Here is a 24660-nt window from a genome sequence, read left to right as displayed (position 1 = left end):
GCGGTCGCACCTGGTCCGACGGGTCGACGCCGCATAGCGTCGGCCCATGCGAGATTCTGCAGACGCTTCCGCCCGCACCCCCGCCTACACCCACGGGTACGGCACCGCCGTGCTGGACAGCCATCGCGCCCGCACCGCGCAGAACTCCGCCGCCCAGCTGCTGCCCCACCTGCGGCCCGGGCAGCAGCTGCTGGACGTCGGCAGCGGTGCCGGCACCATCACGGCGGATCTCGCCCGGATCGTCGGCCCCCGGGATGTCACCGCGCTGGAGGTCTCCGAGGAGTCGGCGGAGATCACCCGGGCCGAGCTCGCGCGCCAGGGGCTCGGCGCCGTCCAGGTGCTGGTCGGCGATGCGCAGGCGCTCCCGCTCGCTGACGACAGCGTCGACGTCGTCCACGCCCACCAGGTGCTCCAGCACCTCCCGGACCCGGTGACCGCGATCGCGGAGGCCCGCCGCGTCACCCGGCCCGGCGGAATCATCGCCCTGCGGGACAGCGACTACGAGGGCTTCCGGTGGTACCCCGAGGTGCCCGCGATCGATCGCTGGCTCACCCTGTACCTGCGGGCCGCCCGCGCCAACGGCGGGACTCCGGACGCCGGGCGACGCCTGCTCGCCTGGGCGCACGAGGCCGGGCTGGAGGACGTGACCCCTGGGTCCTCGACCTGGCTGCACGCGACCCCGGCATCGCGCACCGCCTGGGCGGAGACCCTCGCCGGGAGGCTCACCGCCGGCCCGTTCGCTGATCAGCTGGGGAGCGAAGGGTGGGCCGGCGCCGCCGAGCGGGAGGCGATCGCCGCGAGCCTCCGCGCCTGGGCCGAGGACCCTGACGGATGGTTCAGCGTGCTGCACGGCGAGCTCCTCGTGCGGGTGTGAGCGGACGGCCGGTGGGTCGGGTCGCCCCGGAACGGCGGGGTCGGTGCGCGGAGCCGCCGACGGAGGATCCCTGAGGCGGGCCCGTGACGCGGCCCCGCCGGATCGATGACAGCCGTCATGGGCGAGGCGATGCCCACCCGCCTAATGTTCTTCTCACCAGGGGCCGAACCGGCGGCTCCCCGGCGACCAGGAGGCCGCGTGATGGAAACGCCGTCCGAGAGCACCGACGTCCCCTCGACGGGCCGCGACGACGAGACGGAGCTGCGCCACAGAGCCGTGAAGAACCTGCGGGCGCGACGCGGCTTCGCGGGCCAGGTCGTCATCTACGTGCTGATCAACGCCCTGCTGATCTGGGTCTGGGCACGCGACGGCTTCGGGTTCCCGTGGCCGGTGTTCGTCGTGGTCTTCTGGGGGCTCGGCCTGTTCTGGCAGGCGTGGGGGCTGTTCGGCCCGGGCGAGAGCGAGGACCGCGTCCGCCAGGAGATGGACCGCCTGCGCGGCGCGCGCTGAGGAGCGCTCCTCCGGGTCGACGACCGCGGAGAAGAGTTCCTTCGCGGCGGCGGGGATCCGGCGACCCGGACGATCACACCGCGATGAGCACGATCCCGCCGAGCACGATCGCCGCCCCCAGCATCCGTCTCAGCGGATCCGGCTCCTTGAACAACCACCAGGCCAGCAGGGAGCCGACCACGATGCTCGACTCCCGGGCGGGCGCGACCAGGGAGACCGGCGCCGTGCGCATGGCCTCCAGGACCAGCACATAGGCCAGGGGTGACAGCGCCGCGACCAGCAGGACCTCGCGCCAGTGGGTGCGGACGACGGGCACGACGTCCTCGCGGTGGCGCCGCAGCAGGGTGGGCGTCATGAGCAGCACCTGCCACAGGCAGGTGGTCACGAAGTAGCTCACCGGCGGCAGTCCCAGCGTCGTCACCGAGTAGCTGTCCCACAGCGTGTACGCGGCGATCGCCGCTCCGGTCGCCGTGCCCCAGAGGACCCCGGCGCGGATCCCGTGGCGCCCCGCGACCGACCTCCCCGTCGCCACCACCACGATCCCGCCGATGACCACCAGCGCGCCGACGGCGGCGACCCATCCCGGCCGCTCGCCGAGCACGAGGATCGCGATCGCCATGGACAGCACGGGGCCGACGCCCCGCGCGACGGGATAGACCACGCCGAGGTCGGCGCGGGCGTAGCCGGTCTGCAGCGTCAGCTGGTAGGCGACGTGGATCAGTCCCGAGACCAGCGGAGCGAGGACGACGGCGGGCGAGAACCCGACGTCGGCCCGCGCCAGGGTGATCAGCGCCAGCGGCGCCCACAGCACCACCGATCCCACGTCGTAGCACCACACGAAGGCGTAGCCACCGCTGGTCACCCGCTTCGCGGCGAGGTTCCACACCGCGTGGCAGAGCGCCGCCACGAGGACCAGGGTCAGGGCGAGAGTGCTCATCGATGCTCGGGCCGCGGGTGCGGCGGGAGGGCGGGGGTGGCCATCGCCTCAGTATCCCGCGCTCTGCCCGCCGGGCGAGGGGGCATCCTCACCGGATCGTCGTGCGGGCTCGACAGCAGAGCGCGACGACTCTATAGTTGAAAGAGAAAACAGTTCGAGACAGGAGCCCCCATGAGCCTCAGCACCGCCGTCCTCCGCGCCGTCCCCGGCGCCTTCATCCTCAATTCCGGCATCGGCAAGCTGAACCTGCCCGCCGAGATGGCCGAGGGCCTGCAGGGCATGGCCGCCCAGGGCGTCCCGCCGCTGGGGAAGATGACCCCCGAGCAGTTCGGGAAGTTCCTCAGCTACGGCGAGATCGCCGTCGGCGCCTCGCTGCTGCTGCCCTTCGTGCCCACCAAGATGGCGGGCGCGGGCCTGGCGGCCTTCTCGGGGGCGATGATGGCGATGTACCTGCGCACCCCGGAGATGACCGAGTCCGACGGCGTGCGCCCCAGCCAGGCCGGCACCGCCCTGGCCAAGGACAGCTGGCTGCTCGCCATCGGCGCCGCCCTCATCCTCGCCCAGGGCAGGAAGTCCACCAAGGGCTGATCCCCTCCGTCCGCGGGCCCGGGCTGAACAGCCTGCTGCGTCCGGTGCGGTGGACACTGGAGTCGTGACCATCCCGTCGGCCGACCCCGAGGGGCGCGGCCGCGCGCTCCGCCGCGCAGCCCCGCCAGCCCTCGGCGTGCTCGGGGCGATCCTGCTGGCCGCGGCGCTGGGAGGGCTGATCCGGGCCGTGCCGGCCGTGGGGGCGCTCGACGAGCGCCTCGTCGCGGCCGCCGGAACGACCCTCACCATGCCGGAGCGGACGCTCGCGCTCGGCCTCGACGCGATCTTCGATCCGCTGGTCGCGGCGCCCCTGACCGTCGCGGTCGTGCTGGTCGTCGCGCTCGCACGGCGCAGCCCCCGGGAGGGAGCGCGCACGGGGATCCTGATCCTCGTGCCCTGGGCGGCGACCGGGGTCCTGAAGGTCATCGTCCGCCGTCCCCGCCCCGAGGTGGAGCTGCTGGGTGACCGGCTCGTGCCGCTGCCGGAGACCTTCAGCTTCCCCAGCGGGCACACCACGGTCGCCGCAGCGCTCTGCCTGGCGATCCTGCTCGCCCTTCCGGCCGGGTGGGGCCGACGGCTCGGCGGCGCGCTCGCCGCGGTGATGGTCGCGGCGACCGCGTGGTCGCGCGTGGCGCTCGGCCTGCATCACCCCACGGACGTGCTGGTCTCTGCACTGCTGGCGCCGGTGCTGGTGGTGCTGCTGGCGAGATGGCTCGACGCCGTCCGGCCGACGGAAGATCCGCGCTGAAGGCGCGATGTCGCGACGATCACAGCCGGAACCGAAATTTTCGCAAGTCCCCAGTGGCGAAAAGACACTAGGTGAGGCTAGCCTCAGTAGGAGTGCCGGGCGCGACCCGGCCCCCGACCCCCACGGAAGGCTTCCTCCACCATGACTGCGTCCTCCCGGTTCTCCCGCCGCCACTTCGGCGCCGCCTCCGCCGTCGGCGCCCTCGGCCTCGCCCTGACCGCCTGCGGCACGTCCACGGGAGCCGCCGACGATGCCGGGGCGAAGGACGCAGGCGCGTCAGGCACCGTCGAGGTCGAGGACAACAACGGCACCCACGCCGTCGAGGTGCCTCCGACGTCCGTGGTCGCGACCGACAACCGCACCTTCGAGACCCTCCAGGCCTGGGGCGTCCCGCTCACCGCCGCCGCGCGGGCGCTCATGCCCTCGACCAACCCGTACAAGGACGACGAGTCGATCATCGATCTCGGCAACCACCGCGAGCCCGACCTCGAGGCCGTGGTCGCCGCCGAGCCCACGCTGATCATCAACGGTCAGCGCTTCGCGCAGTATCACGACGACTTCAGCAAGTACGCTCCCGACGCCGTCATCCTCGAGCTCGACCCCCGCGAGGAGGAGCCCTTCGCCGAGGAGCTCAAGCGCCAGGTCTCCACCCTCGGGACGATCTTCGAGAAGGAGGCCGAGGCGAAGGAGCTGGCCAGCGGCCTCGATGCCGCGATGGAGCGCGTCGCCGCCGCCTACGACGGCTCCTCCACCGTCATGGCCGTCACCGTCTCCGGCGGCGAGATCGGCTTCATCGCCCCCGGCCAGGGCCGCACCCTGGGCTGGGCCTTCGACGCCTTCGACCTCGTCCCCGCGCTCGAGGTCGACGGCGCCAGCGACGACCATCAGGGCGACGACATCTCCGTCGAGGCCATCGCGAGCTCGAACCCCGACTGGATCCTGGTCATGGACCGTGACGCCGCGATCTCCGCGGAGGACCCCTCCTACCAGCCGGCCGCCGATGTCCTCGAGGCCTCCGAGGCCCTGGCCGGGGTCACCGCGATCGCCGAGGGGAACCTCGTCTACATGCCGGCGGACACCTACACCAACGAATCCATCCAGACCTACACCGAGTACTTCGAGTCCCTGGCCGACTCCCTCGAGGCCACGGCCTGATCGCGACCCTCCGGCTCGCATCCGGCGCGGCGGACGGGACCGACGGGGTCCGTCCGCCGCGCCGCGCGTCGGCCGCCCGCCGCCCGACCCCTCCCACCAGGTGACCTGATGCCCCCTCCCACTCTCATCACCGCTGCGCCGCCCGCCCGGCATCGCGGCCGCGAGCGCCTGCTCGACGGCAAGCTCGTGATCGGCATCGTGGTGGTGGCGCTGCTCCTGGTGGCCTCGCTCTTCACCGGCGTCTACGACGTCGTCGGGACCGAGGAAGGCGCCGAGATGTTCGCGATCACCCGCATCCCCCGTACCATCGCGCTGGTGCTGGCCGGCGCCGCGATGGCCATGTCCGGGCTGATCATGCAGCTGATGACGCAGAACCGCTTCGTGGAGCCGTCGACGACGGGCACCACCGAGTGGGCGGGGCTCGGCCTCATCCTGGTCATGATCGTCAGCCCGCAGGCGGACCTGCTGACCCGGATGACCGTCGCGATCATCTTCTCCTTCGTCGGCACCATGGTGTTCTTCGCGTTCCTGCGCAAGGTCACCCTGCGCAGCTCCCTGATCGTGCCGATCATCGGCATCATGCTGGGTGCCGTCGTCGGCTCGGTCTCCACCTTCGTGGCGCTGCAGTTCGACGCCCTGCAGAACCTCGGGGTCTGGTTCGCCGGATCCTTCACCTCGGTGCTGCGTGGCCAGTACGAGGTCCTGTGGATCGTGCTGCTGGTGGGGATCGCCGTCTTCTTCGTGGCGGATCGGCTCACCGTCGCGGGGCTCGGCGAGGACATCGCCACCAACGTCGGCGTGAACTACCAGCGGGTGCTGCTGCTGGGCACCGGGCTGGTCGCGGTCGCCACCGGCGTGGTCACCGTGGTGGTCGGCAACCTGCCCTTCCTCGGCCTGATCGTGCCCAACGTGGTCTCGATGATCCGCGGCGACGACCTGCGCAGCAACCTCCCCTGGGTGTGCCTGCTCGGCATCGGGATCGTCACCGTCTGCGACCTCGTCGGCCGCATCGTCATCATGCCGTTCGAGGTGCCGGTCTCCCTGATCCTGGGCATCCTCGGCGCGGCCGTGTTCATCGCCCTCCTGCTCCGGCAGCGCCGCCATGGATGAGCCCGTCACGCGCACCGTCCCCTCCGGCCGCCGGCTCGGGGCCGCCACCGGCGATGAGCACGTCGACGTCTCCACGGCGCCCACCGACACCGCGGAGGACATCGCTCCGCTCGCCGTCCCCCGTCGGCCCCGCGGCGGCTCGGGAGCCTTCGCCGATCGACGGTCCCGGCTCCGCTACCGGATCGTGCTGGGCACGCTGGTGGTGCTCGCGGCGGGCTTCGGCCTGGGCCTGCTCGCGATCGACAACCCGATGCCGATCGGCAGCCGCGGCTTCTGGTTGATCGCCGAGCTCCGGGCCACCTCGCTGGTCGTGATGGGCGTGGCCGCGTTCTGCCAGGGCACCGCCACCATCGCCTTCCAGACGGTCACCAGCAACCGCATCATCACCCCCTCGATCATGGGCTTCGAATCGCTGTACACGGCGATCCAGACCACCGCCGTGTACGTCCTCGGCGTGGCCGGGGTGGTCGCCCTGCAGGGCACCGGGCAGTTCCTGATCCAGGTCGCGCTGATGGTGGCGCTGTCCGTGCTGCTGTACGGCTGGCTGCTGCGCGGCCGCTACGCGAACATCCAGGTGATGCTGCTGATCGGGGTCGTGCTCGGAGGTGGCCTCGGAGCGGTCTCGAGCTTCATGCAGCGCCTGCTGACCCCCAGCGAGTTCGACGTGCTCACCGCGCGCCTGTTCGGCTCGGTGTCCAATGCGAGCGTGGAGTACCTGCCCTACGCGATCCCGCTGTGCCTGGTGGCCGGGGTGCTGATCTGGCTGAACGCCCGCACGCTGAACGTCATCGCGCTGGGCCGCGACGTGTGCATCAACGTCGGCGTCGATCACGGTCGCCAGACCATCTGCACGCTGGTGCTGGTCTCGATCCTGATGGCGGTCTCCACCGCCCTGATCGGACCGATGACCTTCTTCGGCTTCCTGGTCGCGACGCTGACCTACCAGGCCGCCGGCACCCACGACCACCGGCGGCTGCTCCCGGTGGGCGTGCTGGTCGGCTTCGTCATCCTCGCCGGCGCTTATTTCCTCATGAACCACGTGTTCTATGCGCAGGGCGTCGTGTCCATCATCATCGAGCTCGTCGGCGGGAGCGTCTTCCTCGCCGTCATCCTGCGGAAGGGGCGCCTGTGATCTCCATCGATGCCGTGCGCAAGCAGTACACCTCGTCCTCCGGGACCGTCGAGATCGGCCCGGTCACCCTCGAGATCCCCTCCGGCGGCGTCACCGCCCTGGTGGGTCCCAACGGAGCCGGGAAATCGACGCTGCTGACGATGGCGGGACGGCTGCTGGGGATCGACGAGGGTGCGATCGAGGTGGCCGGCTACGACGTGGGCTCCACCGCCTCGAAGGACCTCGCCAAGATCCTCTCGGTGCTGCGGCAGGAGAACCACTTCATCACCCGCCTCACCGTGCGCCAGCTGGTGGGCTTCGGCCGCTTCCCCTACTCGAAGGGGCGGCTGACGCCGCTGGACGAGCAGAAGATCTCCGAGGCCATCGACTTCCTGCACCTCGACGATCTCGAGGACCGCTACCTCGACCAGCTCTCCGGCGGCCAGCGCCAGCGCGCCTACGTGGCGATGGTGCTGGCCCAGGACACCGAGTACGTGCTGCTGGACGAGCCGCTGAACAACCTCGACATGCGCCACAGCGTGCAGATGATGGGCCGCCTGCGCGACGCCGCCCGCGAGCTCGGGCGCACCGTCGTCGTCGTGCTGCACGACATCAACTTCGCCGCCCACTACGCCGATCACATCATCGCCATGAAGGAGGGCGGCGTCCTCGAGGCCGGACCGGTCGCCGAGATCATGGATGGTGCCGTTCTCTCGCGCGTGTTCGACACCCCGGTGCAGGTCATCGACGGGCCGACGGGACCGCTCGCGGTGTATTTCTGAGCGGGCGACGGGCGACGGGCGACGGGCGACGGGCGACGGGCGACGGGGCCGGTGTCGGGGGCCTCAGGCCGTCTTGGTCGCCGGGTCCGCGCCGCCGCGGCCGTCAGGACGGTCGAGGGCGTCGATCGACGCGACCTCCTCGGCGGTCAGCGTGAGCCGGGCCGCGGCGAGGTTCTCCACGATCCGGGAGGGCGTGACCGACTTGGGGATCGTGATGATGCCCTTCGCGAGGTGCCAGGCCAGCACCACCTGCGCAGTGGTCGCCTCGTGCGCTGCGGCGACGGCGGTGATCGTGGCGTTCTCGAGCAGGTCGGACTTGCCCTGCCCCAGCGGCCCCCACGCCTCGGTGAGGATCCCGTGCTGGGCGTGGATCGCGCGCAGCTCGCGCTGCTGGAAGTACGGGTGCAGCTCGATCTGGTGGACCGCGGGAGCCACGCCCGTGGCCTCGATCGCCTCGGTCAGCTGCTGGAGGGGGTAGTTCGAGACGCCGATCGAGCGCACCAGACCGCGTCGCTGCAGCTCGATCAGCGCCCTCCACGCCTCGACGTAGGTGCCTTGGGCAGGAGCCGCCCAATGCACCAGGTAGAGATCGACGTACTCCAGGCCCAGCCGCTCGAGGGAGGCCTCGCAGGCTGCGATCGCGTCATCGAAGCGCTGGGCGTCGTTCCACAGCTTGGTGGTCACGAACAGCTCCTCGCGCGGCACCCCGGAGTCGCGGATCGCGCGGCCCACGCCCTCCTCGTTGCCGTAGACCTTCGCGGTGTCGAGGTGGCGGTACCCGGCCTGGAGGGCCTGCGCGGTCACATCGGCGGCCACCTCGTTCTCGACCTTGAAGACGCCGTACCCGAGCTGCGGGATCGAGCGGCCGTCGTGCAGCGCCAGGACGGGGACCGTGGGGGATGGGGCGGTCATGAGGGCTCCTCTCGTCGGAAGCCCCCAGCCTAGAACGCCGGCCCCCGTTCGGCCTCGCTCGTACGTTCACGGCCATCGCCGGGATCAACTCATCGATGGATGTACGGATCTGACGGCGCGTCATAAACTGGGGTCATGACGAACTCACGCCCCCACCGCCGCGGGGCGACCGATCCGGCCGCCGCCGCGTCCCGACCTGCCGCCGGCACCCCGGCCCCCGCCCCCGACCCGCGCCGGTGGAAGGCCCTCGGCGTCCTCGCCGCCGGCCTCGCGCTGATCGTCATCGACGGGTCGATCGTCGCGGTCTCCCTGCCCACGATCATCACGGACCTCTCCCTGGACCTCACCAGCGCCCAGTGGGTCACCACCAGCTACGCCGTGGTGCTGTCCGCTCTGCTGCTCATCTCCGGACGCCTGGGGGACCGCGTGGGCAGGCGCCGGCTCCTCCTGGTGGGCGTCACGATCTTCCTCGTGGCCTCGGTCCTCGCGGCGCTGGCGAGCGGGGCCGGGACCCTGATCGCGGCCCGCCTGCTGCAGGGAGTCGGCGGCGCGCTCATCCTCCCCTCGACGCTCTCGAGCGTGAACGCCACCTTCCGCGGGCGTGAGCGCGCGGCCGCCTTCGGGGTGTGGGGCGCGGTCATGGCCGGGGCGGCGGCCCTCGGCCCTCTGCTCGGCGGCTGGCTGACCAGCTCCTTCTCCTGGCCCTGGATCTTCCTGGTGAACCTCCCCGTGGGCCTCGCGGTGCTGGTCGGCACCGTCCGGTGGGTCGCGGAGTCGCGGGAGGAGGCGGGCGCCCGAGGCGTCGACGTCCTGGGCGCCGTGCTCAGCGCCCTGGCACTCGGGTCGCTCGTTGTCGGCATCGTCGAGGCGACCACGCTCGGCTGGTGGCAGGAGCAGGCTCCGCTGACACTGGGCGGCGCGGAGCTCCACGGTCCGGCCGGGCTCTCGCTCAGCCCGTTCTTCCTGCTCGCGGGGGTGATCCTGCTCGGTGCCTTCGTGCTGTGGGAGCGGCATCGTGCGAGCTCCGGACGTGCGGTGCTGCTGGACCTGGATCTGTTCCGCCTGCCCGCCTTCGCCTGGGGGAACCTCACCGCCGGCACCGTCGCGATCGGCGAATTCGGTCTGCTGTTCGTGCTGCCGCTGTACCTGGTGGACGTGCGGGCGCTGGGCACCCTCGAGGCCGGGCTCGTGCTGGCGGCCATGGCCGGGGGAGCGTTCCTGTCGGGAATGCTCGCCCGTCACCTCGCCGCCGCGATCGGGGCTCCTGGCACCGTGCTGGTCGGGCTCGGCATGGAGATCCTCGGCGTCGGCGCGCTCTCCGTGGTGCTGCGGCCGACGACGCCCGTCCTCCTGATCGTCGGGATCCTCGTGATCTACGGGCTGGGCCTGGGTCTCGCCTCGGCCCAGCTGACCTCGACCGTCCTCGCCCCGGTGCCCGCCGGGCAGTCCGGGCAGGGCTCGGCCACGCAGTCCACGGTCCGCCAGCTCGGCACCGCGCTGGGGACCGCCGTCGCCGGGGCGATGCTCGCCGTCGGGCTGACGGCGCGCCTGGACACGCTGAGCGGTCAGGCCACGCAGTTCGGGCGGACCCTGACCGATTCCGCGGGGTCGATCCTGCCGCAGCTGCGGGCCCAGCAGGCGCCGAGCGGGACCCTGGACCAGCTCAGCACCGTGTTCACCGAGGGGACGCGGATCGCGATGGCCGGGTCCGCCGGCTTCCTGCTGCTCGGGCTCGTCGGAGCGATCGTCGTCAGCCGGGCGACGCGGGTCGCCCCGGCCCCTCGGAGCTCCTGAGCCACGCAGTCCCTGGGAGCCGACGTCGGCCTCCCCTCTACGATGGGCGCATGAGGTCGTGGAGCCCGGGGCGCACCCGATGACACCGGCACGCGAGGCGCGCAGGCGGCCCCTCGAACGCCCGATCCCCGCGACGCGCCCCTCCTACGACCACGCCAGCGGCCACGACCCCGCGGGCCGCCGCGTCGAGCTGTACGGCCTGCTGGACACCCTGTTCATCGTCGCCGGCGTCGTGGTCTCGGTCTGGCTGGCCCTGCTGTACCTGGTCGAGGGCTTCTCCCTGACCCCGGTGCGACTGCTGTACCTGGTCGGCTTCTGGATACTGCTGACGTACATCACGCTGCCGCGCCTGCATCAGCTGATGACCTGGATCTACCTGCCGGACTACTTCTTCGGGCGCACCCGCACCACCGAGGGCGTGCTCTCGGACCCCATCAACCTCGCCGTCGACGGCCCCGAGGCCGATCTGCACGTGGCGATGCGCCGCGCGGGCTGGGTGCTCGCCGAGGAGCGCACGCTGTCCTCGGCCTGGCAGATGGTCCGCTCCACGCTGCTGCGCCGCTCCTTCCCGGCCGCCCCGGTCTCCGACCTGTACCTCATGGGTCGTCGCCACGACTTCACCTATCAGCAGGAGGTCGGCGGGACCACCACCAAGCGCCACCATGTGCGCTTCTGGCGACTGCCCCCGGACCTCAGCCTGCCGGGCGGCTTCCGCGCCGACTGGGTGGCCGCCGGCACCTATGACCGCGCCGTCGGCTTCTCCTTCTTCACCCTGCAGATCACCCACCGCATCGACGAGAACATCGACGTCGAGCGCGACTTCCTCATCGACACGGTGCGCTACGGGGATCCGGAGATCCCGGTCGAGGTGATCGAGGAGTTCGCCACCGCCTACCACGACCGCAACGGGCAGGGCGACCGCTTCCGCACCGACGGGCACCTGCCCGTGCTCGACGTCGCGGGCGCCGCCTCCCGCTCCGACGGCGCCAGCGCCCTGATGCTGCCGCGGCACCGGCCGACGGGGAACACCGTCATGAAGGCCCGTGCCCGCGCCGCCGCGCAGTCGGCACTGTCCGCGGCCCGCCTGCGGGGCGGTGACCGGGCGGAGCTGGGCGACGAGCTCTCCGCGCAGTGGCACGGCACGGTCGACGACGTCCACGAGATCATCTCGCGCGCGACGGATCACCACCTTCCGCCGCCGACGCTCGTGTTCACCGGGGCGCTGGTGCTGCTGCAGGCCGCGCTGGTGATCGCGCAGTGGGCCTCCCGCCTGCTGGGCGTGGACGTCACGTCCTGGTACGCCGATGCCTCCCTGATCCTGCCCGAGGGCAACAGCGTGTACCTGGCTTCCGGGTTCGCGCTCGTGCTCGTGGGACTGCTGGTCGGAGTGCTGCGCCGCAGCCGCTGGGCCCGGATCGCGCTCATGGCCCTGTTCACGGTCGACGCGGTCGCACGGCTGGTGGTGGCGACCTCGACCACCGGCGACGTCGCGCACTCGCTGCTCGTGGGGGCCGGGGCCTCGGCGATCGGCGTGCTCGCGATCAGCTCGGACGCCTCGCGGCAGTGGGTGCAGACCGTGCGGCTCACCACCCGCGAGCTCGAGGCAGGATCCTCGGACGCCGGGTCGACGGGCGCATCGGGTGCGGAGTCGTCGGGTGCAGAGTCCGCGGGCCCGGACGATGACGGGCCGATGGGCGCCGACCCGACGGGCACCCCGGACACCGGGACTGTCCGCGCAGGTCGTGGGGTGTGAGCGGCGGCACGACGCGATAGGGTTCCCGGTAACCGCTCATGGGTCCCCTGAGAGCAACGACGCTCACCGAGAGCTCGATGCCGCCCGGAACGGTGTGCACGTATCCCCGTCCCGGGAGGATCCCATGAGCGAGTCGCACGAGGCCGCCCCCACCGCACCCGACGGCACCGGCCCGTCGGACCAGCCGGCGCTGAAGAAGGCGATCACGCCCAAGCTCCTGCTGCTGTTCATCGTCGGCGACATCCTCGGCACGGGTGTCTACGCCCTGACCGGCAAGGTCGCGGGCCAGGTGGGCGGTGCGGGCTGGATCCCGATCATCGTCGCCTTCGCCGTCGCGATGGTCTCGGCCCTGTCCTACGTCGAGATGGTCACCAAGTACCCGCAGGCCGCCGGGGCCGCGCTGTACGTGCACAAGGCCTTCGGAGTCCACTTCGTGACCTTCATGGTCACCTTCGCCGTGCTGTCCTCGGGCATCACCTCCGCCTCGACCAGCTCGATCTTCCTCGCGGAGAACGTCCTGAAGGCCTTCCAGCTGGAGGACGCCCTGGGCGGAGCCACCGCCGGGACCGCGACCGCGATCGCGCTGGTCTTCCTGGGCCTGGTGGCGCTGATCAACCTCTACGGCGTCTCCGAGTCGGTCAAGGCCAACGTGATTCTCACCTGCATCGAGCTCACGGGTCTCATCCTCGTCGTGCTCGTCGGCTTCTTCGCGATGGCCGAGGGCAAGGCGGACTTCTCCCGCGTCGTCCTGTTCGAGACCCCGGGGGACAAGGGCTTCCTGATGGCGGTCGTCGCCGCCACCGCCCTCGCGTTCTTCTCGATGGTCGGCTTCGAGGACTCGGTGAACATGGCCGAGGAGACCGTGGACCCGGTCAAGAACTTCCCACGGGCGCTCATCGGCGGCCTGTCGATCACCGGCGTGGTCTACGTGCTGATCTCCGTGGTCGCCGTGGCAGTGGTCCCGATCGGCCAGCTCACCGAGGCCTCGACCCCGCTGCTGACGGTCGTCAAGGTCGGTGCGCCCGGCGTCCCGGTCGACACGATCTTCGCGTTCATCTCGATCTTCGCGGTCGCCAACACCGTGCTGATCAACATGATGATGGCCTCGCGCCTGCTGTACGGCATGGCCAAGCAGGGCGTGCTGCCCGGCTTCCTCAAGGGCGTGCTCCGCACGCGCCGCACTCCCTGGGCCGGCATCCTGTTCTCCACCGGCCTCGGGATCGCCCTGGTGCTGACCGTGCGCTACGTGCTCGCCGAGGAGACGATCTCCGCACTCGGCGGGACCACCGCCCTGCTGCTGCTGACGGTGTTCGGTCTCGTGAACATCTCTGTGCTGGTGCTGCGCAAGGACACGGTCGACGTCAAGCACTTCCGGACCCCCACGGTGCTGCCCGTGATCGGCGCGCTCACCTCCTTCGCGCTGGTCTCGCCGATCGCCCAGCCGACGCAGAACTACGTCATCGCGGGCGGCCTGCTCGCCATCGGTCTGGTGCTGTACCTGATCACCTGGTTCTACAACAGCGCCGTGAAGGCCCGTCGCACCCGGTTCCGCCACCCCGACGACCTCGGCAAGTCCTGAGCGGCCCGTCCCGAGCCCCGTCCGGCCCCGCCCCCGAGAAGCATCCGAGCCCCGACCCCATCGATCGACCCTCCAGGGAGATGCCATGACCACGATCCTGCTGGCCTACGTCCCGAGCGCCACCAGCGAGGCCGCCTTCGCCTTCGCCGTCGAGGAGGCGCAGCGGCGCGATGCCGGCCTGCTCGTGCTCGCCTCCGAGCGGGCTCCCGATCCGCGCAAGGCTCGTGGAGTGACTGACAAGCGTTCCCTGGAGGAGCGTCTGGCCGAGACCGGTCTGGAGCACGAGCTGCGCACGGTGCCGCGGCGCGACGACCCGGCCGACGACATCCTCGACGCCGTCGAGCACGACAGGGTCGACCTGGTGGTGCTCGGCATCCGCCGCCGCACCCCGATCGGGAAGATCCTGCTGGGCTCGACCTCGCAGCGGGTGGCGATCGAGTCGCCGGTGCCGGTGGTGCTGGTCAAGCCCGACACCTTCGTGGCGCCCACGCGGTTCTGAGGCCCGCCGCGCGCTGAGGTCCCGGTGCGATGCCGGGAGTTCACGCCGACGTCACCCGGGGGTGGGCACCGGGTCATGATGCTGAGACATCGTCGGGTCGTTGTGCCCGCCGCTGCGGGCGCATGCCCGTGCGACAGCAAAGGACACCGCCCCATGACCCTGATCGACCTCCCGCTGCTGATGAAGGACTCGGTGCGCGGCAAGCGCTCCGCGGTGACCTGCGCGCTCAAGTGCGCGAACCAGTGCGCCTCCGGCCCGTGCAACCACTCGGACAACTCCAGGTTCCGCGACATCGCCTCCGCCGCGCTGACCCGCCGCAGGATGCTGGGCGGCACCAGCGGCGCGGTCGCGATCGCGCTGGCCGGCACGCTGGGGGCCTGCTCGAACCCCTCCGGCGGCGGGTCCGGGGCGTCGGACGGGGGAAGCGGTTCCGGTGCGGGCGGCGGCGCGGCCCCGAACGGGAGCGCCCTGGGCTTCGAGGCGATCGCCCCGGTCGACCTCGAGACCGATGAGTTCACCGTCCCGGAGGGCTTCGCCTGGCATCCCATCATCCGCTGGGGCGATCCGCTGTTCGAGGACGCCCCGGACTTCGACTGGAACGCCCAGAGCGCCGAGGCCCAGGAGCGCCAGTTCGGCTACAACAACGACTACACGGAGATCCAGGAGATCCCCGACAGCGACGGCAAGCGCGCGGTCATGTTCGTCAACCACGAGTACACGAACGAGAACATCATGCTGCCGCCGGAGACCGATGAGGCGGCCGCGATGGAGATCGGCATGGCCGCCCACGGGCTCACGGTCGTCGAGCTGCAGCGCGAGAGCGCGGAGGAGCCCTACACGTACGTCCGCGACGGGGAGCTGAACCGACGCATCCTCCTGGACACCGAGTTCGCGCTCACCGGCCCCGCCGCCGGCAGCGAGCTGACCCGCACCGCCGCGGACCCGGAGGGGCGCACCGTGCTGGGCACCCTGGGCAACTGCGCCGGCGGTCTCACCCCCTGGGGCACGCTGCTCTCGGGCGAGGAGAACTTCCACGGCTACTTCCGCGCCGCCGGCACCTCCGAGGCCGACAAGCGCTACGGGTTGGCCGACGAGGCGACGGCGCGGAACTGGGAGGCGGCGCACGAGCGCTTCGACGCCCGCGGCGAAGACCACCGGAACGAGCCGAACCGCTTCGGGTGGATCGTCGAGGTCGACCCCTTCGACCCGGAGTCCACGCCCCGCAAGCACACCGCGCTGGGACGCTTCAAGCACGAGGGCGCCAACGTCATCCTCGCCGAGGACGGCCGCGCCGTGGCCTACTCCGGCGACGACGAGGTCTTCGACTACCTGTACAAGTTCGTCTCTCGCGACACCTACGTCGAGGGCGACACGGAGCACAACAAGACGCTGCTGGAGGACGGCGACCTGTTCGTCGCGAAGTTCACCGGCAACTCGCCGGCGGCAGAGATCGATGGGTCCGGCGCGGTCCCCGCCGACGGAGCCTTCGACGGCACGGGCGAGTGGCTGCCGCTCGTGCTCGACGGCGCCTCGCAGGTCGAGGGCTTCACCCTGGAGGAGGTGCTGGTCCACACCCGCCTCGCCGCCGACCTCGTGGGCCCGACGAAGATGGACCGCTGCGAGGACGTCGAGCCCTCGCTCGCGACCGGGCGCGTGTACGTCGCCTGCACGAACAACGACGGCCGCGGCACGGAGGGCGAGGCCCCCGTCGACGAGATGAACCCGCGCGCCGAGAACCGCGACGGCCACGTCGTGGAGATCGACGAGCAGGGTGACCAGACCTCGACCACCTTCGCCTGGAACCTGCTGCTGGTCTGCGGGGACCCCGCGCAGGGCGACCAGACCTACTTCTCCGGATTCGCCCCCGAGGAGGTCTCGCCGATCTCCTGCCCCGACAACCTGGCCTTCGACTCGGTGGGCAACCTGTGGATCTCCACCGACGGCGCCCCGGACGGGATCGGCTACAACGACGGACTGTTCCGCGTGACCCTCGAGGGCGACGCCCGCGGACGGGTCGAGCAGTTCCTCGCCGTCCCGCGCGAGGCCGAGACCTGCGGCCCGATCGTCCGGGACGAGGATCGCAGCGCCTTCGTCTCCGTGCAGCACCCCGGCGAGGACGGCGAGTGGGGCGCGCACACCTCCCACTTCCCGGACTACGACGGCACGGGGCCCCGCCCCACCGTGGTCCAGGTCCTCCCGGCGTGACGCGGCGCGGGTCGGCGCTGGGTCCAGGCCGCCCGCTCGGGCCCCGGGTCCCGTGCAGCAGGTGATCCTGCGCACATCCACCCGGGGTCCCCACGCTGCCGTGGCGAGTTTCTCTCGCGTGCGCGCGCGAGAGGCGTCGACGCGACGCCGGCTTTGGCCGGTGCGCGCCGCTCGGTAGGATCAGACGCATGCCCCGCCCCCGCCAGTCCAGCGACCCCGCGAAGGGGCGTTGACCATGTCGGTGCTGTGGACGGTGCTCATCCTCCTCGTGGCCGTCGTGGTCACCCCCGTCCTGGATCGCGTGCTGGGCCGATCGGCCTGCTGGGCGCTGGCGGCGATGTACCTCCTTGCGGCCGGAGCGCTGGTCCCGGCCTCGTCCGCGGTGCTCTCCGGCGCGGACGACGATCCCACCGCCGCCTTCTCCGCCCCCTGGGCGCCGCAGTGGGGTGTCGAGTTCGCGCTGCGCGCCGATGGCGTCGGGCTCGTGTTCGCCATGATCGCGCTGGTGATCGGCGCGGTCGTGCTCGCGTACTCCGCCCGATACCTGGAGCGGGGTCGCCAGCTCAGCTTCTCCTGGGGAATGACCCTGTTCACCCTGTCGATGGTGGCTCTGGTGCTCGCCGACGACCTGGTGCTGCTGTTCATCTGCTGGGAGCTGACCTCGATCGCCTCCTTCCTGCTGATCGCCCGCTCGGGGACGGCGGGGCAAGCGGCCTCCATGCGGACACTGCTGGTGACCTTCCTCGGCGGCCTGTCCCTGCTCGCGGCCGTCTCGCTGATGGTGATGCGCCTGGGCACGACGTCGATCAGCGAGGTGCTGGCGGCGGACGTCTGGACACGTGACCCGGGCTTCGCGACGCTGGTCGGTGTGCTGGTCGCACTCGCCGCCTGCACCAAGTCGGCTCAGTTCCCGTTCCATGTGTGGCTGCCCGACGCCATGGCCGCCGCGACCCCGGTGTCGGCCTACCTGCATGCGGCGGCGGTGGTGAAGGCCGGCATCTTCCTGCTGCTCCGCTTCAGCCCTGCCTTCCACGACGTCCTCGCCTGGAACGTCCTGCTGGTGCTGGCCGGTCTCGTCACGGCTTTCGTCGGCGGGTTCCTCGCGCTGCAGCAGCGCGACCTCAAGAAGCTCATGGCCTACTCGACGGTCAGCCAGCTGGGCCTGATCGTCACCGTGATCGGTGTCGGCACCGAGGCGGCGCTCCTCGCCGCCGTCCTGCACACGATCGCGCACGCGCTGTTCAAGTCGGGCCTGTTCATGATGGTGGGCGTCGTCGACCACGCGGCGCACACCCGGGAGCTGCGCCGTATGCCGGCACTGGCCCGGAGAATGCCCGGAGCCTTCGCGGTGACGCTGCTGGGCTGCCTGTCGATGGCGGGTCTGCCGCCGATGCTGGGTTTCGTCTCGAAGGAGTCGCTGCTGACCGGCGCCCTGGACGCCGGGGGCCCGTCCTGGGTCCCCTGGGCGGTGGCTCTGGGAATCGCCGGAGCGAGCGTCCTCACCTTCGCCTACTGCGCGAAGATCGTGCTGGGGGCCTTCGTCGACGGCCGGGACGAGGGCGCCCTGACCCCCGCGGATGCGGGGCGGGAGTCGGCCGGTGCTGACGGGACGGACTCCTCCGGAGCGATCACCGACGCCGCGTACGCCCATCGCGCCGATCCGATCATGCTCTGGTCGGCAGCGCTGCCGATCGCCGCGGGGCTGCCGCTCGCCGTCGTGGTCGGCGTGCTGGACCTTCCCGTCGGCCGCGCTGTCGGGGCCGCCCTGGGCGGTGCCGAGGTGCACCCGCATCTCGCGTTCTGGCACGGGCTCACACTCGAGCTGGGGCTCACCGTCGGCGTCATCGTGCTCGGCGCCGCGATCGCTCTCGGACGTCGCCGGCTGCTGCCGATCCTCGAGGCCCGCGTCTTCCCGTACGACGGAGCCCGCGTGCTGGGCGCCGTGGACCGTCTCGCGGAGCGTCTCGCCGCGCAGCTGGTGCGGCCCATCGCCTCGGACGACCCGCTGCGTCACCTCGGCGCGATCCTCGTGGCCTTCGCGACGGTGGTCCTGGCCTCCTTCGCCGTGCTCGCCGGTGACCTGGACCCGCTCACGCCCGGGCTCAACCGCCCGATCGACGCCGTGCTGCTGGTGCTGATCCTCAGCGCCGTCGTCCTCGTGTGCACCCGGCGTGACCGCCTCGCGGCGACGGTCGCCCTCTCGGCGGTCGGGATCCTGGTCACCGTCCAGCTCCTCGCCCTCGGGGCACCGGATGTCGCGCTGACCCAGCTGCTGGTGGAATCGCTGACGATCATCGTGATCATGCTGGTGCTGCAGAAGCTGCCCCGGCGGTTCGATGCTCCCGTTCGTCCCCGCCGCGCGGGCACCCTGCTGATCGCTGTGCTGGCCGGGCTCGCCGCCGCCGGCGGGACCTTCCTGTTCGCGGGGCGACGCGGACGCAGCGAGGTCGCGGAGTACTACATCGCCCGCACCGAGGAGATCAGCGGCGGCCACAACATCGTCAACGTGATCCTGGTGGAGTTCCGTGCGCTGGACACCCTGGGGGAGCTGTCCGTGCTGGGCATGGCGGGCGTCGCGATCGTGGCCGTGCTCTCGAGCGTGCGCGACCGGTTCATCGACCCCGACGACCGCCCCGGTGCCGAGGCGCCGCTGGCGCTGCGCGAGGAGGGGACGTCGGCGCACCGCGCCATCACCTCCGCATGGGGCAACTCCGCAGCGCTGCAGATGATGGTCCGGGTCACCGCCCCGATCCTCGCCGTGATCTCGGCGATGCTCTTCCTGCGCGGGCACAACGCACCCGGCGGCGGCTTCATCGCCGCCCTGGTGGGATCGGCGATCGTCGCTCTGCTGTACCTGTCCACCTCGCGCGACAGGCAGGTCGGTCCTCCCCGTCTCCCGCTGCTCCTCATCGGCGGTGGTGTCGTGGTGGCCGTCGGCGGGGGGATCCTCGGATTCCTCGGGGACGGGTTCCTCGAGCCATTGCACGGCTACCTGCTGGGAGTGCACCTGACCAGCTCGATGATCTTCGACGCCGGGGTGTACCTCGCGGTGCTGGGCCTGGTGACGGTGGCGGTGAACCTGCTGGGGACGTCGGCGTCCTCCGGCAGCGCGGACGACGGCGAGGAGACCCGCGAGCGCACCGATGAGACCGTCGAGGGTGAGCTGCCGGGACCGTTGGAGACCACACGCGGCGAGCCCGCACCACGGCGTCGGCGGGTCGGCGCCGGCACCTCGCACTTGTCGACCGGCACCCGGCCGAAGGAGAGTGGTCGCCGATGATCATCAGCGCGACGATCGGCGTCCTGGTCATGGGCGGGGTGTATCTGCTCCTGCAGCGCAACATGGTGCGCGCAGTGTTCGGCATGACCTTGATCAGCCATGCCGCGAACTTCACGCTGCTGACCATGGGAGTCCCCGGGTGGCGCGCCGAGCCGCTGACGGACGTCTCCTCGCGGGCGGAGATGGCAGATCCGCTCCCGCAGGCCTTCGTCCTCACCGCGATCGTCATCTCGATGGCCGTCACCGTGTTCATGCTGGCGCTGGCCGTGATCGGCCGCGAGGACGACATGGCCCATCACCCGGAGACCGGGGAGACGCGCGAATGAGGGAACTCGTCATGGATCCCGCCCTGCTGCCTCTGTTCGTGGTGGTGCCCCTGCTGGGCGCCGCCCTGCTGGCCATCGTGCGCCGCCGCGTCCTGGAGAACGCCCTGCTGCTGGCGGTGCCCGTCGCCATCGGGGCCGGGGCGGTCCTCCTGCTGCTGTCCCACCGCACCGAACCGGTGCTCGCGCACTCCGTGGGCGGCTTCGCCGAGGTGCTCGCGATCCCGTTCGTCTCCGACCCCTTCACCGCGCTGATGCTCCTGGTGACGGCGGTTTCGACACTCGCGGCCAGCGTGTTCCTCGTGCTCACGGGCGAGTCCCGCTACCGCTTCGTGCCACCCCTGGTGCTGCTGCTGACCACGGGCGTCAACGGTGCGCTGCTCACCGGCGACCTCTTCAACCTGTTCGTATGGGTCGAGGTCATGCTGATGCCCTCCTACGCGCTGATCGCGGTGACCGGATCGTGGCGTCGCCTGGGGATCGGTCGTCTGTTCGTGCTGGTCAATCTGCTGACGTCGACCCTGTTGCTGATCGGTGTCGGCTTCGTGTACGGCACCGCCGGGACGGTGAACCTGGCCATGCTGGCCGATGCCGGCAGCGGAAGCCCGACGACCGCGGCCGCGCTGGCCGTCGTCCTGCTGGCCCTGGCCGTCAAGGCGGGCCTGGTGCCCGTGCACTCCTGGCTGCCGCGTGCGTATCCGGGCACGTCGGCGGGGATCATGGCCCTGTTCTCGGCCCTGCACACCAAGGTCGCGCTGTACGCGATGTTCCGCATCGTCGCCGTCACTTTCTCGGACGGGATGCCGTTCGCAGCCGTGCTGGCCGTGCTCGTGGTGATCACGATCCTGGTGGGTGCCTTCGCCACTGCGGGAGCCTCGCGCGTTCGCACGGCCATGGGTCATCAGATGATCACGGGCGTCGGGCACATCCTGCTGGGCCTGGTGCTCTTCTCCCACGTGGCCCTGTCGGCCGGGATCCTCTACCTCGTCCACCACGTGGTGACCATGGCGGCCCTGCTGCTGACGATCGGTGCCGTGGAGCACACCTACGGCTCGGGCCGGCTGCGGGACCTGCGGGGTCTCGCACGCCGTGATCCATGGGTGATGGTCGTCCTCGCGCTCGGCCTGTTCAGTCTCGCCGGGTTGCCGCCGACATCGGGCCTGTGGGGCAAGGTGGGTCTGCTGCGCGCATCGGCGGAGCAGGTGGTGACCGGCCAGACCGTGCTGGGCTGGGCGGCGATCATCGCGGTGCTGGTGGCCTCGGTGGGTTCCTTGCTCGGGCTGCAGCGGTTGTGGCGCGGTACGGCATGGGGCGGCGACCTGAACACCTATCGCCCGGATGATGCGCGGGTGGGTCGCGCACCGGAGACGGCGCTGCCCGAAGGGACGACGGTGCCATGGCGGCTCCTCGGTCCCGGGGCGGCGATGCTCGCACTGTCCGTGGCGATGTTCGTCGGCATCGGCGCGGTGCTGCCGACGATGGATGCGGCGGCCACCGGACTGCTGGACGTCCCCGCGTACGTGGAGGCGGTGACCGGGGCATGAGCCGCCTGTGGTATCTCGTGAGCTACGTGAGCTGGATCGTCGGGGAGATTCTCCGGGGCTCCGTCGCCGTGGCGGCGGCGACCTACAGCAGGCGCGATCGCACCTCGCCGGCGATCGTGGAGTACCGCCTGCGGGCGGAGACGGATCTGGAGATCACCGCGATGGCATCGTCGATCACGATCACACCGGGCACGCTGGTGGTCGGGACGGCCCATGGGACGCTGCGGGAGCCGGCCAGTCTGTTCGTCCACGCGGTGTTCGCCGAGGGGCGTGAACAGGTGGTCGCCGACCTCACGGAGATGGAGGACCGTCTGCTGCGGGCGACCCGCGGGCGCCATGGAGCGGAAGGGACCCCCATCAGTCGGCGCAACGGCCCGGACGAGGAGTTCGCGGACGGGCACGGCCTGCGACTGATGGACGAGTACGAGAACCGTGGCGAGCAGGAGGAGGAGTGATGGCTGTCGTGCTGTGGGTGACCCTGCTGATGCTGGCGGCGGCGGTCCTCGTGGGCCTGACCCGCGTGGCGACCGCCTCCGATCCCGCGAGCCGTGCCATCGTCGGCGATCTCGTGTACTTCTCCGCCATCGCGGTGATCGTGCTCCTCGGGCTGCTCAATGAGTCCGCCGCGGCCGTCGATGCCGCGCTGATCGCCGCGCTGCTCGGAATCCTCGCCACGGTGGCACTGGCTCGCATCCTCACGCGGGGTCGGCGATGAACGCCGTGCTCGACGTCGTGATGAGCGTGCTGATCGCCGTGCTGCTGCTGGGCGGGGCGTTCTGGATCCTCACCGCCGCGCTGTCGATGTTCCGGGTCCATGACGCGCTGAGCCGGATCAACGTGTTCTCCCCGGCCACCGGGCTGGGGCTCCCCATGATCGTCCTCGGGGCCTTCTTGGATCACACCTGGGAGGACGGGTTCGAGATCGCAGTCCTGCTGAAGACCCTGCTGACCGTGGTCGCACTGATCCTCGTCTCCTCCGTGGCGTCGAACGCGCTGGCACGGGCGGCCTACCTCTCGGGGAATCCGGTCGACCCGCGCACGGATCCGCAGGACCTGGCCCGGCCCCCGGCCGAGGAGGCGCGGGACCGCGCCCGAGGTGATCGCTGAGCGCTGTGCCCCGAGGCGGGACGGCGGAGTCGGGAAGTCGCTCGGAACGGTCCCTCCGGGAGCCCTGATGGTCACGACGAACGTCCGCCTCGCCGTCGCCGATTGAGGGTCTACCACATGGTAACTGCAGGGCAACTGCTCTCGTGACCTGCATGTACGCGGGGTCCGTTGCCGTCTCAGCTGGCCCGTGAGTCGCGGACTGCGTAACGTTTTGCTGTTTTTCGGCGAGGTGCCCGCCCGAGACCGCACGGTCCCGAGGGCGAGCGCGCCGACCGTCCGGTGGCTGCCTGCCACCGGCCGCTCCCGGAGTGTCGGGCGACTTCCCCACGCCCCCGGGAGCGCCGCCACAGCGTGCCGAGGCACGTTCTGCGATGAACGGGAAGTTCCGACCGTGACGACACCCATTGCTCCAGCCCCGGATCCCTCCGCCTCGGAGGCCACCGCCTTCGAAGACCTCCCTCCCCGTCGGACGATCCGCCAAGCGGTCGCCGCCTCGGCGATGGGCAACGCCACCGAGTGGTACGACTACGGCGCGTACGCGGTGGTGGCCACCTATATCGCCGCTCACTTCTTCCCGGAGGGGGAGTCCGCCCTCTTCTGGACCTACGCCTTCTTGGCGATCTCCTTCCTCGCCCGCCCCTTCGGCGGCTTCGTCTGGGGACCGCTCGGCGACCGCCTGGGCCGCAAGCACGTGCTCGCCCTGACGATCATCCTGATGTCGGCCGCGACGTTCCTGATCGGCGTGCTGCCGACCTATGAACAGGTGGGCGTCCTTGCACCGATCCTGCTCGCCGTCCTGCGCATGGTGCAGGGTTTCTCCACCGGCGGCGAGTACGGCGGCGCGGCGACGTTCATGGCCGAGTACGCCCCGGACAAGCGGCGCGGCCTCTACGGCAGCTTCCTCGAGTTCGGCACCCTGGGCGGCTTCGCCCTCGGCACTGTCGTGGTGCTGATCCTGCAGCTGGTCCTCGGCGAGGACGCGATGATGGCATGGGGCTGGAGGCTCCCGTTCTTCGTCGCCGCCCCGCTCGGCCTGATCGGGCTGTACCTGCGATCCCGGCTCGACGAGACCCCGGTGTTCCAGGACCTGGAGGAGGCCGGCGAGTCGGAGGAGAGCGCGACCCACGGCCTGCGCGACCTGATCGTGAAGTACTGGAAGACGATCCTGGTCATGTCCGGTCTGGTGATCCCGCTGAACATCGCGAACTACACGCTGCTGACCTACATGCCCGGCTATCTCGAGACCAAGATCCATCTCACGAACAACGAGTCGCTGATGGTGATCCTGATCGGCGAGCTCGCGATGATGGCGGTGATCCCGTTCTGCGGGTCCCTGTCGGATCGAATAGGCCGCAAGAAGATGTGGTGGTTCTCGATGATCGGCCTGTTCCTCATGGCGGTGCCGATGTACGCCTTGATGGGCCTGAACTTCGGGTTCGCGATCCTGGGCTTCGCGGTGCTCGGCCTGCTGTACATCCCGCAGCTGTCGACGATCTCGGCCACGTTCCCGGCGATGTTCCCGGCGCACGTGCGCTTCGCCGGTTTCGCCGTCACCTACAACGTGTTCACCTCGATCTTCGGGGGCACCGCCGCGCCGCTGAACGAGGCGGTCGTGAAGTCCACCGGGTTCCTCGAGTTCCCGGCGGTCTACGTGATGATCGGCTGTGTGGTCGGCATGGTCGCGCTGCTCTTCCTCAAGGAGACAGCGGGCGCCAACCTCGGCGGCACCGACATCCCGGAGTCCGAGCCCTCGGACTACGGCATCGAGGTGATGAGGGCCGAGGACAAGGCGCTGGACGAGTGCGGCCGCTGATGGCCTGATCCGCTGCGCTGTCGTGCGAACGGCGCG

Annotated in this window: 22 protein-coding genes; 20 read left to right on the top strand and 2 right to left on the bottom strand. The window is 71.0% G+C overall.

Going from position 1 to position 24660, the window contains the following annotated elements; translation table 11 throughout:
- The first annotated feature begins 46 nt into the window (after positions 1-46).
- Positions 47-874: a methyltransferase domain-containing protein gene (locus tag JOF44_RS11415; RefSeq protein WP_209891196.1), complete on the top strand. Its 828-nt coding sequence runs from the start codon at positions 47-49 to the stop codon at positions 872-874.
- A gap of 201 nt (positions 875-1075) precedes the next feature.
- Positions 1076-1384, top strand: a complete 309-nt coding sequence (locus JOF44_RS11410; RefSeq protein ID WP_209891193.1) for a 2TM domain-containing protein — start codon at positions 1076-1078, stop codon at positions 1382-1384.
- 73 nt (positions 1385-1457) lie between these two features.
- Here the strand turns inward: JOF44_RS11410 and JOF44_RS11405 are convergent, their stop codons facing one another.
- A complete protein-coding gene (locus JOF44_RS11405; protein WP_209891190.1) occupies positions 1458-2321 on the bottom strand; it encodes a DMT family transporter in 864 nt (287 codons plus the stop codon).
- 171 nt (positions 2322-2492) lie between these two features.
- Between JOF44_RS11405 and JOF44_RS11400 the strand changes: the two genes are divergently transcribed.
- From JOF44_RS11400 to JOF44_RS11375, 6 genes are all read left to right on the top strand, one after another.
- A complete protein-coding gene (locus JOF44_RS11400; protein WP_209891188.1) occupies positions 2493-2909 on the top strand; it encodes a hypothetical protein in 417 nt (138 codons plus the stop codon).
- Positions 2910-2973: 64 nt separating this feature from the next.
- Positions 2974-3657, top strand: a complete 684-nt coding sequence (locus JOF44_RS11395; RefSeq protein ID WP_209891185.1) for a phosphatase PAP2 family protein — start codon at positions 2974-2976, stop codon at positions 3655-3657.
- Positions 3658-3798: 141 nt separating this feature from the next.
- Positions 3799-4812 carry a siderophore ABC transporter substrate-binding protein gene (locus JOF44_RS11390; RefSeq protein WP_209891182.1) on the top strand — a complete coding sequence of 338 codons (1014 nt, stop codon included), beginning with the start codon at positions 3799-3801 and terminating at the stop codon, positions 4810-4812.
- A 108-nt stretch (positions 4813-4920) separates the two neighbouring features.
- A complete protein-coding gene (locus tag JOF44_RS11385; RefSeq protein WP_209891179.1) occupies positions 4921-5922 on the top strand; it encodes an ABC transporter permease in 1002 nt (333 codons plus the stop codon).
- Positions 5915-7054, top strand: a complete 1140-nt coding sequence (locus tag JOF44_RS11380) for an iron chelate uptake ABC transporter family permease subunit (RefSeq protein WP_209891176.1) — start codon at positions 5915-5917, stop codon at positions 7052-7054. Before JOF44_RS11385 ends, JOF44_RS11380 begins: the two co-directional genes overlap by 8 nt.
- Positions 7051-7815, top strand: coding sequence for an iron ABC transporter ATP-binding protein (locus tag JOF44_RS11375; protein ID WP_209891173.1), 765 nt, complete (start codon positions 7051-7053; stop codon positions 7813-7815). The genes JOF44_RS11380 and JOF44_RS11375 overlap by 4 nt, the downstream gene beginning before the upstream one ends.
- Before the next feature lie 63 nt (positions 7816-7878).
- Here the strand turns inward: JOF44_RS11375 and JOF44_RS11370 are convergent, their stop codons facing one another.
- Entirely contained in the window at positions 7879-8727 is an 849-nt protein-coding gene (locus tag JOF44_RS11370) for an aldo/keto reductase (protein ID WP_209891170.1), read from the bottom strand.
- A gap of 135 nt (positions 8728-8862) precedes the next feature.
- On the opposite strand from JOF44_RS11370, the gene JOF44_RS11365 reads away from it, so the two are divergent.
- The 12 genes from JOF44_RS11365 (at position 8863) to JOF44_RS11310 (ending at position 24624) form a co-directional block, all read left to right on the top strand.
- On the top strand, positions 8863-10521 hold the full coding sequence (locus JOF44_RS11365; RefSeq protein ID WP_209891166.1) for a DHA2 family efflux MFS transporter permease subunit: 1659 nt from the start codon (positions 8863-8865) through the stop codon (positions 10519-10521).
- 79 nt (positions 10522-10600) lie between these two features.
- Positions 10601-12274 carry an LssY C-terminal domain-containing protein gene (locus tag JOF44_RS11360; RefSeq protein ID WP_209891162.1) on the top strand — a complete coding sequence of 558 codons (1674 nt, stop codon included), beginning with the start codon at positions 10601-10603 and terminating at the stop codon, positions 12272-12274.
- A gap of 124 nt (positions 12275-12398) precedes the next feature.
- Complete coding sequence (locus JOF44_RS11355) at positions 12399-13853, top strand: APC family permease (protein WP_209891160.1); 1455 nt, start codon at positions 12399-12401, stop codon at positions 13851-13853.
- 85 nt (positions 13854-13938) lie between these two features.
- Complete coding sequence (locus JOF44_RS11350) at positions 13939-14352, top strand: universal stress protein (RefSeq protein ID WP_209891157.1); 414 nt, start codon at positions 13939-13941, stop codon at positions 14350-14352.
- A 153-nt stretch (positions 14353-14505) separates the two neighbouring features.
- Positions 14506-16557: a PhoX family protein gene (locus JOF44_RS11345; protein ID WP_209891154.1), complete on the top strand. Its 2052-nt coding sequence runs from the start codon at positions 14506-14508 to the stop codon at positions 16555-16557.
- Between the two features lie 235 nt (positions 16558-16792).
- A complete protein-coding gene (locus JOF44_RS11340) occupies positions 16793-19837 on the top strand; it encodes a DUF4040 family protein (RefSeq protein ID WP_209891151.1) in 3045 nt (1014 codons plus the stop codon).
- On the top strand, positions 19834-20163 hold the full coding sequence (locus JOF44_RS11335) for a sodium:proton antiporter (RefSeq protein WP_209891148.1): 330 nt from the start codon (positions 19834-19836) through the stop codon (positions 20161-20163). The genes JOF44_RS11340 and JOF44_RS11335 overlap by 4 nt, the downstream gene beginning before the upstream one ends.
- On the top strand, positions 20160-21704 hold the full coding sequence (locus JOF44_RS11330; protein WP_245348925.1) for a monovalent cation/H+ antiporter subunit D family protein: 1545 nt from the start codon (positions 20160-20162) through the stop codon (positions 21702-21704). Before JOF44_RS11335 ends, JOF44_RS11330 begins: the two co-directional genes overlap by 4 nt.
- Positions 21701-22159 carry a Na+/H+ antiporter subunit E gene (locus JOF44_RS11325; protein ID WP_209891145.1) on the top strand — a complete coding sequence of 153 codons (459 nt, stop codon included), beginning with the start codon at positions 21701-21703 and terminating at the stop codon, positions 22157-22159. Before JOF44_RS11330 ends, JOF44_RS11325 begins: the two co-directional genes overlap by 4 nt.
- Positions 22159-22419, top strand: a complete 261-nt coding sequence (locus tag JOF44_RS11320) for a monovalent cation/H+ antiporter complex subunit F (protein WP_209891142.1) — start codon at positions 22159-22161, stop codon at positions 22417-22419. The genes JOF44_RS11325 and JOF44_RS11320 overlap by 1 nt, the downstream gene beginning before the upstream one ends.
- Entirely contained in the window at positions 22416-22811 is a 396-nt protein-coding gene (locus JOF44_RS11315) for a cation:proton antiporter (protein ID WP_209891139.1), read from the top strand. Before JOF44_RS11320 ends, JOF44_RS11315 begins: the two co-directional genes overlap by 4 nt.
- Before the next feature lie 391 nt (positions 22812-23202).
- Positions 23203-24624 carry an MFS transporter gene (locus JOF44_RS11310; protein ID WP_342591762.1) on the top strand — a complete coding sequence of 474 codons (1422 nt, stop codon included), beginning with the start codon at positions 23203-23205 and terminating at the stop codon, positions 24622-24624.
- The last annotated feature ends 36 nt before the right edge of the window (positions 24625-24660 follow it).

It is taken from the genome of Brachybacterium fresconis (assembly GCF_017876515.1).
In the GTDB taxonomy this organism is placed as follows: Bacteria; Actinomycetota; Actinomycetes; order Actinomycetales; family Dermabacteraceae; genus Brachybacterium; species Brachybacterium fresconis.
The sequence above is the reverse complement of the archived record's forward strand: the minus strand, read 5'-3'. Positions and strand labels throughout refer to the sequence as shown.